Consider the following 12,148-nt stretch of genomic DNA (forward strand, 5'->3'; position numbering starts at 1 on the left):
TGTTCAAGGGAAAAAAGGAGATATGTTTCAACCATATCTCACTCTTTTAATTAGTTTGCACCGTAATAATAATATAAGCCTTCTTCACGTTCACGATCGTTTAGAACAACACCTAATAATTTACCTTTAGCCGATTCTAACAATCCCTTTGCTTTTACTGCTGTTTCTTTCTCTGTTGATTCACTACGAACAACAAGAATAGAAGCATCACATACATTTGCCATAATTTGCGCATCGGTAACAGCTAAAATAGGTGGCATATCAAAAATAACTAAGTCGTACATGCTGTATGCTTGTCCAAGAAGTTCTTTCATTGATTTTGACCCTAACAATTCAGCTGGATTTGGTGGGATTGGACCACATGCTAAAAAGCTGAGGTTATCTATAGATGTCGTTTGTACACATTTCTCTAAACGTTCACTATATGTTAATACATTCGTTAGTCCAAAAATATTATCTACTTGGAACATTTGATGCATCGCCGGCTTACGCATATCAGCATCAATTAATAATACTTTCTTTCCTTGTTGAGCAAACACAACTGCCATATTAGCTGTCGTTGTCGTTTTCCCTTCACTTGGATTCGCAGATGTTACCATTAATGAATGTAAATTCAAATCAACAGCTGCAAATTCAATATTCGTTCGAATATTACGATATTGTTCTGAAATTGGTGATTTCGGTTGTTGATGAGCAATTAATTGACGACGTTGACGATGATTCTTTTTCTTTTTAAATAAATTAAGAGCCAATTGTTTGTCCCCTCACTTTTCTTGATGATGGAGCGTGTGATTTTACGTTCAATGTTTCTTCATCCATACGAGCGACAATACCTAACACTGGTAAGCCAAGTAAGCTTTCTACATCTTCTTCTTTTTTCACTGTGTTATCTAAGTATTCTAGTAAGAATGCAAGACCAATTGAAGCCATTAAACCAATAACGAAAGCAATTGCTACATTTAGCATTGGACGTGGTTTAATTGGAGATAGATTTTCTGCAACTTCTGCTTTTGATAACACTGTTACGTTATCAACACTCATAATTTTAGCAACTTCACCTTTAAACACTTCTGCAGTTGTATTAGCAATATCACGAGCTAATTTTGGGTCTTTATCTTGCGCAGTTACCGCCACTACTTGTGAGTCTTTCTCATTAGCTACTTCAATTTTATTGTTTAGCTCTTGTACTGTTATATTTAAACCTAGCTTTTCTTTCACTTGATCCAAAATAACTGGGCTTTTAATAATAACCTTGTATGTATTTGTTAATTGAATATTTGTTTGTACCTCATTGTATTGAATAGCTGCACCTTCTTGCTTCTTCTGGTTAACAAGAATCTGCGTCGAAGATTGATAGATTGGTGTCATAAAGAAGAAGCTAATGATAGCACTTACTATAGCTGCACCAAATGCGATTACGAGGATCATTGCTAAACGTTTTTTTAAGATATGAAATAACTCTTTTAAACTAATTGTTTCTTCCATAAGTTCCTCCAACTTTCTAAAATTTACACATAGGAAAAATTATAACATATAATCTTACATTTTTTTATTTTAGTAATATCTATGTACGATTGTTATTTAAAAACATATATAATCTTACAAAATAATCTTAAATATGACAACACATTCCATCAATTCGCCAAAAATTCTATTGCATTTTGTTTCCTTATATTTTAATAACAAATTTTTAAAAACCCAAAAAAAAAGTTAGCGAAAAATTGCTAACTTTTAAAAAATACTATTTCATACATTATTTTCTAATAATATCCATACGATTCTTGTTCTTCTCTTTTATCGTTTAATATAACACCAAGTAGCTTTCCTGACGCTTTATCTAATATTTGTTTCACTTTTATTAGTTTATCCTTTTCAGTTTTTTCACTTCGTGCTACTAATACAACACCATCGCATTTATTAGCGAGTATTTGTGCATCCGTAACGGCCATTACGGGTGGTGTATCAATTAGAACAATGTCAAACATCTTATATGCCTCTAGAAGCACTTCATCCATTTTACGATATCCAAGTAGCTCTGCTGGATTTGGTGGGATTGGACCTGCTGACATAATATATACGTTCTCTATATCCGTTTTTTGAATACATTGCACAAACGAAGTCTGTCCTGATAATAAATTCGTTAATCCATTTGGACTATATGCAGCGAATAAATTTTGCAATGTCGGCTTACGTAAGTCTGCTCCAATTAACAATACTTTTTTTCCTTGTTGGCCAAAAACAACCGCTAAGTTTGCGATTGTCGTTGTTTTTCCGTCACCAGGATCTACTGAAGTAACAATGATAGAACGAATATGGTTATCTACAGATGTAAATTCAATATTTGTACGGATATTACGGTATTGTTCCGCAATGCGTGATTTAGGCTCTTTATGAGTAATTAGTTGTCTTAATGGCTTTCTTTTTTTTCTCCCGAACATGTTATGATCTCCTTTTTTTCAAAATACAACATTTTCCCCTTTTTTCTTTTATGCCCGATATGCTACGCCAATTTTTTATTTACTTCTACCGTTAAATTTCTCCATTTCTTGTCTCTGTAATCCATCATAACTAATCAGAATAACCTTTGTCCTATCTTATACCTTCTATAATGTGACAATGATATCTCTATTTTTATCGCGTTATCATTTATCTTAATTCCAAGATATTTATAGCGTCATCATATACAAATTTCCATTTACTTATAGTTAAAATTCTGGTTATTATTAATTTTAAAACTTCTAATAAAACAGTAATAAAAAAATCCTTCTGCACATGTAGAAGGATTTTTCAGTACTATCTATTCTTTTTTATCACCAATCGCAAATGTAATTTCTGCCTCACATGCAACTTCACCATCTACTGTTGCGATTGCTTTTCCTTTTCCAATTGGGCCGCGTACGCGTGTCATTTCTACTTCTAGACGAAGCTGATCACCTGGGCGTACTTGTTTTTTGAAACGGCAATTGTCAATACCTGCAAAGAAAGCAAGTCTTCCGCGGTTTTCTTCTTTCTTTAATACTGCAACTGCTCCGACTTGTGCTAATGCTTCTACAATAAGTACACCAGGCATAACTGCATAGTCAGGGAAGTGTCCGTTAAAGAATTCTTCATTTGCGGATACATTTTTAATCCCAACCGCTCTTTTGCCTTCATCTACTTCTAATATTTTATCAACGAGTAAAAATGGATAGCGGTGAGGAATGATTTCTTTAATTTGTTCTATATTTAGCATGTAACAATCGCCCCTTTTGTAATATTGGTCTTACCACTTGGACATATTGCTATTATCCCATTTTGTTTATTGTTTGTCATTACAAAGTAACATTTTATATTTAGCACAACTTCCTAAAAAAAATGCACACACTCTATTCCATTAAAATAGTTGCACATTTTTGCAACTGACACGGAGGTGGAAAAGAGTGTATGCCCAAATTAGGGAAAGGCAATATGTATTGAAACATTATTTGCCTTAATGTCGTATTCGACTCATTATATTATAAACGTTTTCAATTAAGGAAATATTAAATTTAACCATATATATGAATATTTTACCTGTTTCCTTCATATTTCTCTATTTTTCTTCCATTTTCGCAAAAAAACAAAATAAAAAAATAAAAAAACAAAAAAAGAACTAAGGCATTAGCCTTAGTTCTTTCAAATTATCTCAAAGCACGCTTTGGTAATCTGTCGATATTCTCTAACATAATACCTGTACCAACCGCAACGCAGTGCATTGGGTTTTCAGCAATTAATACTGGTACTTTTAGTTCTTCTGCTAGAAGCATGTCGATACCGTGTAGTAAAGCTCCACCGCCTGTTAGAATAACACCGCGGTCGATGATATCTGCAGATAATTCTGGTGGTGTGCGCTCTAATACACCTTTTGCAGCTTGTACAATAACAGCTGCATTTTCTTTTAATGCTTCTGTAATTTCTTCAGAGCATACTGTAATTGTACGTGGTAAGCCTGTTACCATGTCACGTCCGCGAATTTCAAGTTCTTCGCTACGTGCACCTGGGAATACTGTACCAACTTTAATTTTAATATCTTCTGAAGTACGTTCTCCGATTAATAGCTTATACTTACGTTTAATATAGTTTAAGATCTCCATATCAAACTTATCGCCAGCCATTTTGATAGAGGAAGAGGTAACAATATCACCCATAGATAGTACAGCGATATCTGTTGTACCTCCACCAATATCAACAACCATGTTACCGCTTGGTTGGAAGATTTCCATACCAGCACCAACTGCGGCTACTTTGGGTTCTTCTTCTAAAAATACTGTTTTACCACCTGAACGTTCAGCAGCTTCACGAATTGCTTTTTGTTCTACTGATGTAATATTTGTTGGACAACAAATTAAAATACGAGGTTTTGAAAAGAAGCTCTTTACGTCCAATTTGTTAATGAAATACTTTAACATTGCTTCTGTAATTTCGAAGTCTGCGATTACACCATCTTTAAGTGGACGAATTGCTACAATATTACCAGGCGTACGTCCCACCATGCTTCTCGCTTCTTCACCTACTGCTAATACTTTACCACTATTACGATCAATCGCCACAACAGATGGCTCATTTAATACAATACCCTTACCTTTAACATGAATTAATACGTTAGCCGTACCTAGGTCAATTCCGATATCTCGCGCAAACATTCCCGTTTTTTCCTCCTCGATATTCAAAATCAGGTTACACCCGAATTCTTTTCACCTAATTTCTGATTTTATCATAAATTTAACAGAAACGTAATATTCGCAAAAAGAATTCTTCTGAAAAATATTACCGAATGTGAACGGAATGTTTGCTACTGTAACATTATTGACGTACAGGCTTCTCTACATCTTCTTTTCTATACTTTTGTTTTGTTGCTTCTCCCCCTCTTAAATGACGAATAGACTTATGATAATCAAGAATTTCTTTCACTTCATTTGCGAGCTCTGGATTAATTTCTGGTAGACGTTCTGTTAAATCTTTATGGACTGTACTCTTTGATACCCCAAATTCCTTTGCAATGACACGCACTGTCTTTCTTGTCTCCACGATATACTTACCAATCTTGATAGTTCTCTCTTTGATGTAATCGTGCACACCACTCGCCTCCCTAATTTGGATGTGAGAAGGGTGAAATGAGCCTCGCTGCATACGACTAAGAAGTAAGTGTGAGTGCTGTTTGTAAGCGTTAAACATTCTTGGATTTATAATGAAATGATTCACGATTTCTCACCTCAAACACTCTCTTTGCTTTGGTTTATACCATTGTATTGCCCGCACTACTGATATATGCTACATGTTCACTATTTTTGCGGACTAAGTTAAGAAAAATTACGTTTTTTTGTGAGAAATACGTTAAAACTGACTATTATAGCGAAAAAAAATGACACCTTATATATAAGGTGTCATTCTTCTCGTTCCAATTCTTCTTCTAACAATTGATGGTGGGGAACCTCTTTCTTACCGGCAATGTAATAATATAAAGTGAATAAAACAAACAATAAAATAATAGCAGTCGACAGAACAAACAAAAATGACACAGTATCCCCTCCCTTTTGTAATATATATTCGAGAATCTCGTCATTTTTCCTTGTTATTGCAACTTTTTTCTCGAAATTGAGTATTTTTATATAAAAATAAAAAAATCAACTCCCCTAGTGGGAACTGATTTTTTCACTTCATTATTCTTGTGAAGAAGAATCGTTAGATGATTCTGTAGAACCATTTGTTGATTTTTCTTCTTTCTTCGGTTCTTCTTTTTTGTCACTAGTTGAACCGCTTGTTGATTTCTCTTCTTTTTGAGACTTGTCTTCTGTTTTACTTTCAGGTTTCGTGCTCGTTGACTTCTCTTCTTTTTGAGATTTGTCATCAGCTTTTTTACCAGAAGCATTCGTAGCCTTTGCAGCACCTGCATCAGCTTTAATTTCTGTTACTGATTTATTTAAGTAACGTTCAGGGTTCACAGCCACATTGTCTTTACGTACTTCAAAATGAACGTGAGAACCTGCCTCTTTATTCATTGCACTTAGACCGGATGTTCCTAATACTTCACCTTGTGCAACTCTTGCACCCTTTTCTACTTTCACACTGCCTAAGCTTTGATAAGATACCGCTACACCATTTCCACTATCAACTGTTACAACATAACCAAGAAGTGAATCTTTTTCAGCTTTCGTTACTGTACCACTTAAAGCAGCAGCAACATTGAATTCTTTTCCATTCTTCGCAGCAATGTCAATTCCTTTGTTCGGGGAATATGTGTTGTTATAAAAGACAAGTGCTTTTTCTTGTTCCGCCTCAGTTGCTGCATCTTCATAGAATTTCTTCTGTACGACTACTTCCGCATTCGCGGCAGCTGGCATTTTCACTACTTCTGAAGATTTTGTTACTGGTACTGCTGGATCTTCCGATTGTGTATACGGTGTTGCTTGATCGTGGTTTGGAGTCTTCTTCGGATTAGCTCCTTGGAACCATAGCGCAACCATTAAGATTACCGCTGCACAAGCAATGTATAGTGCCGGAAACACCCATCTTTTTTGAAATAAATGTACTACCTTTTGCGACTTTTTATTATTTCTTCCTCGCATTCCATCATCACCTCAGCAATCATTTTGAACAATATTCACGTATCCTATACAACGTATAACTAATTACTTTTCGACAAAATCTGTAAAAATATGTATGAGAATTGCAAAATTTCCGAGGAAATGATAGAAAAAAGAAAAAACTGAGCACTTTTGGCTCAGTTTTTAATCTAATTGTTTCTTTTTATATACGATTAAACATACAAAGAGCGATATAATAAGCCAAACTGCAACATTTAATACATGCCCACTAATACTACCAAATCCCGTCCCACCTACTAAACTGTTAAGTGCTTTCACAATATTAGATGTTGGAAGATATCCAATCATCGTCTTAATTACTTTATTTTCAACCATTGGCTCAAACTGTACAGCCAAATACATCGTCATTAATATCGGCATTCCAATTATTGATGTTTGTGGTACAGATGCAGCTAACAATCCAATCATTGTTCCAATCACAATAAATAAAATTGTTCCACATAAGAAAATAAATCCTAGCAATAATAGATTTCCACTGAATTGATCCAAAATAAATAAGTTCACAATACAAATGCCCAATGTCAAACATGCTGTTAATATACTTTTTCCAAGTAGAACTTCAACCGAAGATGCCGGTGATAGCATTAATACACGCAATGTATGTTTTTCTTTTTCTTCTGCAATTACCATAGATTGAACAAAGCCTGCGACAAATAGGAAGGCCGTTATAGTAGTAATGCCTAACATTTCCTTTCCCGCTCCAAATCTGCTAAACAAAAATGAAAGTATAATTGGTAAAAATGCCATTAACAACACTTGTGAATTTGTCTTAAAATCTTGTACTTCTTTTCTAAAAATAGCTGATACACGTCTCATTGAAAATGTCATTATAATCCCCTCCCAGTAACTTCAATAAAGATATCGCCTAAAGTTGGTTCGTGTGAATGAATGGATAGTAATTCTCCTTTGTTCATCCATTCTGAAATACGTTTTGCACCTAATTCATCTTTTTGTACTGTTTCTTTCTTCTTATCCTTTAACACGACTTGTATTTGATCTTTCGCGTATTGTAAGCGAAGGTTCTCCGGTGTATCAAGTGCTACAATCTCTCCGCCACACAGGAAGGCAATGCGGTTACAAAGCGTTTCTGCTTCGTCCATGTTGTGAGTCGTTAAGAAAATCGTCGTTCCTTCTTTATTTAAGTCTTTTAAGATTTTATGAATATTTTGTACGTTTACTGGATCAAGTGCAGATGTTGGTTCGTCTAAGAAGAGAATATCTGGTTTATGAAGGATTGCTCTTGCTAGTGTGACGCGTTGCTTCATTCCCTTTGATAATTTTTTTACTGGTGTTTTTTTATCATCTAATAAATTCACTTGTGCTAGTACTTCATCGATTCGTTCTTTTTTGCAATCATATAAGTCACAAAATAATAGTAAGTTATCATAAATGCTAAGTCTTTCATATAAGCCGCTGTTATCTGTTAAAATACCAATTCGTTTGTAATCGATGCAACTTGGTCCTGTAATATCTTTCCCTAATACTCTTACCGTTCCAACACTATGAAGCAATTGAGAAGTTAAAATTTTTACTGTTGTCGTCTTACCAGATCCACTCGGTCCAAGGAATCCGAATATCTCTCCTTGCTTCACCTCAATATTTACATTTCGAAGTGCCGTTTTTTCGTTGAAACTTTTCATTACATCTTTCATTTCAATTGCCAATGTCATTTCTTCATCCCCTTTGTTTTTCTTTTTTATAGATGAAAGTCGCTTTAGCGCTTTTCGTTCGTTTGTTTCGCTTTCTTGACTCAATCATATGAAAAACAAAGGGTAGGCGCATTAAAATACCGGTAAAAGGAGTATTTTTACCGGTGAATGAATCGCATGTTGAGCTTATTGGAGCACTTTTATAGTCCAATAACACCTTTTAATTCATCCATTCGTCCTTTTGAAAGCGGGATTGAACTTTTTCTTTCGTCGTCTAAAATTAAGCTAAAACTGTTACGAGTCCAAGTAATCACTTCTCGCACTCTTTGTAAATTCACAAGGTACGAGCGATGACATCTAAAGAAACCAAAACCTGTTAACCTTGCTTCTAGTTCACCTAATGTTAAAGCGCATACGAAATCTCCTTCACGAACGTGAATATGTGTTACTCCGTTTTGTGTTTCAATGAAATGGATTTCCATCGGATCAAGTAAAATGATTTTATCGTTCACCTTCGCAGGTATTCTTTCTAACTTCATTTGCGGAATTATTTGAACGACCTTCTCTTCATCGACTTCTTCCACTTCCTCTTGTTCAATTTCTACTTTTTTCACACCATCGTTGTTTAATATGTATACATCCTCTGTTAACGAAAGGGCATCCGATAGGAAAGATGACGTAATAAAAATTGCCTTTCCTTGTTCTTTCATTTTCATAATTGCTTTCCGAATAATAACCGTACTCTCTATATCTACATTTTGCTCTGGTTCTTCCAAAATGATTAAATCCGGATTATGAATCATAATTCGTCCTATATGAAGACGGCGCTTCTCTGAAAATGACAATTTTTCTATTTTAACGTTTAGTTTATCTAGGAGACCAACATACTGTACGACTTCTTCTATACTTACCTTTGATTCATAAAGTCCTAATAGAAACTTAAAGTATTCCTTCACCTTCAAACGATCATATGCTTCATCTTTCAAAAAACAAAAGCCGATGCGGAAATAATTTTTCTTTCCAATTGCTTCCCCTTCAAACAGTACGTTGCCAGTTGAAGCTTCTTCTTCACCAATAATAATGCGGTGTAACACTTTAGCTGTATGATTATTGCATTGCAAAACAATACATTGTCCTTTTTCAACCTTTAGCTCAATTTCCGGTAACTGGTTCGTCTTCCCTAACTGTTTCAACTCTAGTAACGCCATTTCATCTCCCCCAAATGCCTTTTTATCCTATTATATCAAACAATTAATGGAAAATTATGATATTTTAAACAGAAAAAAATAGGTGCCAGAGTTCTGACACCTATTTCTTCACCATCAGTTTTCCTTCATAATCATTCATCGTCTTTATTTCAACGCCTTTATAGTAATGAGCGACGATATCTGTATATTTCTTTCCTTCCGCTGCCATGCCGTTCGCCCCGTATTGACTCATACCAACGCCGTGACCGAAGCCTTTCGTTGTAACGATGATTTTATCTCCTTGTTGTTTCCACGTGAAATCAGAAGAACGTAAATCTAACTTTTCACGAACTTCTTTTCCTGTTAATGTTTTTCCTTGAAAAGCTACATCCTTTACGCGCTTTCCTTCCGTAAGGTCTTTAATATTTCCAACCTTCCCGTCTGCTAGCACTTTCACACCGAGACGTTTTTGAAAATCAGCTACTGTAAATGTTTGCTCGCTCGTAAACTTTGGAGAGGCTTGATCCCACGGACTATCTACACTTTTCAAGTACGGATAATCATTTCCCCAATAGTCAGCTGCATTTTCTGTTCGGCCATTACTCGTTGAAAAGAAGGATGCTGAAATTGGTTTTCCATCATACGTTAAAACTTGTCCTGCTGTTTTCGAAACGGCTTCTTCGATTTTCTTCAAATTATTTTCGTAGTTATTACCCCATTGCTTCTTCAATTCATCTTTGCTTTTGTACACTTGATCTTTCACCGTATCTGTCACGTCCGCATTATTTTTCTTTCCTCCGCTTAGCATACGTTGTACTACAAATGTTCTCGCTGCTAATGCCTGCGCCTTTAGTGCCTCTATTTCAAAACTGGCATTCATCTCAGAAGCTACTACACCTGTCACATACTCCTCCACTGGTAATGTTTCTACCTTCTTCTGTTTTTCGCGATATACAGCAACTTGAACAGCTGTATCTACTTTTCCTGGAGCTGGTATGCTTTCTATCGCTGGAGGAGTTTTAGAGGCCGTTTCTTCCCCTACTTTTGCTTTCGCAAATGGAATAACAAGGGCTGCAGGTACAATGATAACGAGCGCTATTAAGAGCGCTACTGTAATAAAAAGTGGCTTTGAAAATTTCATCCTATTTTCCCCCAATATAAAAGCTTTACTCCATTCATTCTTATGGAACAACTCTTTCTTTTAGAACATACTTAAGGGGAAGAGTATAAAACAGAAATTTTCTAAATATTTTTACTGGTACGTGCATAAGTATAGAATTTATTGACTATAACAGTAATAACCAAAAAAATAGCCCCTATGTCAAAAGACATAGAGACTATTTCAATTAAGCGTGAAGATCAGAAACTTCTTGTTCTTTCACTTCTTCTACTTTTTCGTTTACACGTTCAATAGTTGCACCTAATGCAGCTAATTTCTTATGGAAGTTTACATAGCCACGGTCAAGATGTTTTAACTCAGTTACACGAGTATAACCTTCTGATACTAAACCAGCTAAGATTAATGCAGCTGCAGCACGTAAGTCAGTTGCTGCTACTTCAGCACCTTGTAAGCTGTTTGGACCGTTCATAATAACAGAACGACCTTCAATTTTAATATCAGCATTCATACGACGGAATTCTTCAACGTGCATAAAGCGGTTTTCGAATACCGTTTCTGTAATCATGCTTGTTCCATCAGCTTGTAGTAATAATGCCATCATTTGTGATTGCATGTCTGTTGGGAAACCTGGGTGAGGCATAGTTTTAATATCAACCGCTTTTAACTTATCTGGGCCGATAACACGTACACCTTCGTTTTCCTCAATAATTTTAACACCCATTTCTTCCATTTTCGCTGTAATTGAGCGTAAATGTTCAGGTACAGCATTTTCAATTAAGATGTCTCCACCAGTAATTGCTGCTGCAACCATGAATGTTCCCGCTTCAATACGGTCAGGAATAATAGAGTGGTTTGCACCATATAATTTATCAACGCCTTCGATACGAATCGTTCCAGTTCCAGCTCCGCGTACTTTCGCTCCCATCGCATTTAAGAAGTTAGCTAAGTCAACGATTTCTGGTTCTTTCGCTGCGTTTTCAAGAATTGTTGTCCCTTTTGCTAATGTAGCTGCAGACATAATGTTTTCTGTCGCGCCTACGCTTGGGAAGTCTAAGTAGATTTTAGCTCCTTTTAGTTCTCCCTCAACATATGCCTCAACAAAACCGTTACCAACCTGTACTTTTGCTCCCATTGCTTCGAAGCCTTTTAAATGTTGGTCAATTGGACGTGAACCAATTGCACATCCACCAGGAAGTGCAATACGAGCACGACCGTTACGTGCTAATAATGGTCCCATTACTTGAACAGATGCACGCATTTTACGTACATATTCAAATGGTGCTTCAATGTTTAGTTCTTTAGAAGAATCGATTGTTACTTGATTATTTTCAAATACGACTTCAGCATTTAAATGACGTAATACCTCATTAATTGTGTATACATCAGACAAAACTGGTACTTCAGATAGTACATTCTTTCCATCACTCGCTAATAGGGCTGCAGCGATTATAGGTAATACAGCATTTTTTGCGCCCTCAACACGCACTGTGCCGTTTAACCGCTTTCCGCCACGGACGATGATCTTTTCCAAATTATTCCCCTCCGTGTCCTTTTTTCAGTATCTATTCA

Annotated in this window: 13 protein-coding genes; all 13 read right to left on the reverse strand. The window is 35.7% G+C overall.

Annotation, left to right across the window (positions count from 1 at the left end; translation table 11 throughout):
- Positions 1-50: 50 nt before the first annotated feature.
- Positions 51-752, reverse strand: coding sequence for a CpsD/CapB family tyrosine-protein kinase (locus ACS2CR_RS11760; RefSeq protein ID WP_016111009.1), 702 nt, complete (start codon positions 750-752; stop codon positions 51-53).
- Positions 742-1,485 (reverse strand): YveK family protein, encoded by a 744-nt coding sequence (locus ACS2CR_RS11765; protein ID WP_016111010.1) that lies wholly within the window; start codon positions 1,483-1,485, stop codon positions 742-744. Before ACS2CR_RS11765 ends, ACS2CR_RS11760 begins: the two co-directional genes overlap by 11 nt.
- 275 nt (positions 1,486-1,760) lie before the next feature.
- Entirely contained in the window at positions 1,761-2,438 is a 678-nt protein-coding gene (locus ACS2CR_RS11770; protein WP_016111011.1) for a CpsD/CapB family tyrosine-protein kinase, read from the reverse strand.
- Positions 2,439-2,797: 359 nt separating this feature from the next.
- Complete coding sequence (gene fabZ / locus ACS2CR_RS11775) at positions 2,798-3,232, reverse strand: 3-hydroxyacyl-ACP dehydratase FabZ (protein WP_000931959.1); 435 nt, start codon at positions 3,230-3,232, stop codon at positions 2,798-2,800.
- 427 nt (positions 3,233-3,659) lie between these two features.
- The gene (locus tag ACS2CR_RS11780; protein WP_000457978.1) at positions 3,660-4,661 is read right to left on the reverse strand and encodes a rod shape-determining protein; all 1,002 of its coding nucleotides are present in this window, start codon (positions 4,659-4,661) and stop codon (positions 3,660-3,662) included.
- A 160-nt stretch (positions 4,662-4,821) separates the two neighbouring features.
- Positions 4,822-5,094: a sporulation transcriptional regulator SpoIIID gene (gene spoIIID, locus ACS2CR_RS11785; protein WP_000544012.1), complete on the reverse strand. Its 273-nt coding sequence runs from the start codon at positions 5,092-5,094 to the stop codon at positions 4,822-4,824.
- 308 nt (positions 5,095-5,402) lie between these two features.
- Positions 5,403-5,537, reverse strand: coding sequence for a hypothetical protein (locus tag ACS2CR_RS11790; protein WP_000008903.1), 135 nt, complete (start codon positions 5,535-5,537; stop codon positions 5,403-5,405).
- A gap of 141 nt (positions 5,538-5,678) precedes the next feature.
- Entirely contained in the window at positions 5,679-6,584 is a 906-nt protein-coding gene (locus ACS2CR_RS11795; protein WP_001214926.1) for a M23 family metallopeptidase, read from the reverse strand.
- A gap of 162 nt (positions 6,585-6,746) precedes the next feature.
- A complete protein-coding gene (locus ACS2CR_RS11800; RefSeq protein ID WP_053513718.1) occupies positions 6,747-7,451 on the reverse strand; it encodes an ABC transporter permease in 705 nt (234 codons plus the stop codon).
- Complete coding sequence (locus ACS2CR_RS11805; protein ID WP_053513720.1) at positions 7,451-8,293, reverse strand: ABC transporter ATP-binding protein; 843 nt, start codon at positions 8,291-8,293, stop codon at positions 7,451-7,453. The genes ACS2CR_RS11800 and ACS2CR_RS11805 overlap by 1 nt, the downstream gene beginning before the upstream one ends.
- A 179-nt stretch (positions 8,294-8,472) precedes the next feature.
- Positions 8,473-9,480 (reverse strand): LytTR family transcriptional regulator DNA-binding domain-containing protein, encoded by a 1,008-nt coding sequence (locus ACS2CR_RS11810; RefSeq protein WP_053513724.1) that lies wholly within the window; start codon positions 9,478-9,480, stop codon positions 8,473-8,475.
- Positions 9,481-9,580: 100 nt separating this feature from the next.
- Positions 9,581-10,600, reverse strand: a complete 1,020-nt coding sequence (gene spoIID, locus ACS2CR_RS11815; protein WP_000672663.1) for a stage II sporulation protein D — start codon at positions 10,598-10,600, stop codon at positions 9,581-9,583.
- Between the two features lie 205 nt (positions 10,601-10,805).
- The gene (gene murA, locus ACS2CR_RS11820; protein ID WP_000411274.1) at positions 10,806-12,110 is read right to left on the reverse strand and encodes a UDP-N-acetylglucosamine 1-carboxyvinyltransferase; all 1,305 of its coding nucleotides are present in this window, start codon (positions 12,108-12,110) and stop codon (positions 10,806-10,808) included.
- Positions 12,111-12,148: the final 38 nt, after the last annotated feature.

This window comes from Bacillus cereus group sp. BceL291 (genome assembly GCF_051776705.1).
GTDB classification, from domain to species: Bacteria; Bacillota; Bacilli; order Bacillales; family Bacillaceae_G; genus Bacillus_A; species Bacillus_A cereus.

Excerpts from the sequence above, each read along its gene's own strand:
- ACS2CR_RS11800 (WP_053513718.1), bottom strand. The coding sequence starts at position 7,451 with ATGACATTTTCAATGAGACGTGTATCAGCTATTTTTAGAAAAGAAGTA.
- fabZ (WP_000931959.1), bottom strand. The coding sequence starts at position 3,232 with ATGCTAAATATAGAACAAATTAAAGAAATCATTCCTCACCGCTATCCA.
- ACS2CR_RS11770 (WP_016111011.1), bottom strand. The coding sequence starts at position 2,438 with ATGTTCGGGAGAAAAAAAAGAAAGCCATTAAGACAACTAATTACTCAT.
- ACS2CR_RS11805 (WP_053513720.1), bottom strand. The coding sequence starts at position 8,293 with ATGACATTGGCAATTGAAATGAAAGATGTAATGAAAAGTTTCAACGAA.
- ACS2CR_RS11765 (WP_016111010.1), bottom strand. The coding sequence starts at position 1,485 with ATGGAAGAAACAATTAGTTTAAAAGAGTTATTTCATATCTTAAAAAAA.
- ACS2CR_RS11810 (WP_053513724.1), bottom strand. The coding sequence starts at position 9,480 with ATGGCGTTACTAGAGTTGAAACAGTTAGGGAAGACGAACCAGTTACCG.
- ACS2CR_RS11795 (WP_001214926.1), bottom strand. The coding sequence starts at position 6,584 with ATGCGAGGAAGAAATAATAAAAAGTCGCAAAAGGTAGTACATTTATTT.
- spoIID (WP_000672663.1), bottom strand. The coding sequence starts at position 10,600 with ATGAAATTTTCAAAGCCACTTTTTATTACAGTAGCGCTCTTAATAGCG.
- ACS2CR_RS11780 (WP_000457978.1), bottom strand. The coding sequence starts at position 4,661 with ATGTTTGCGCGAGATATCGGAATTGACCTAGGTACGGCTAACGTATTA.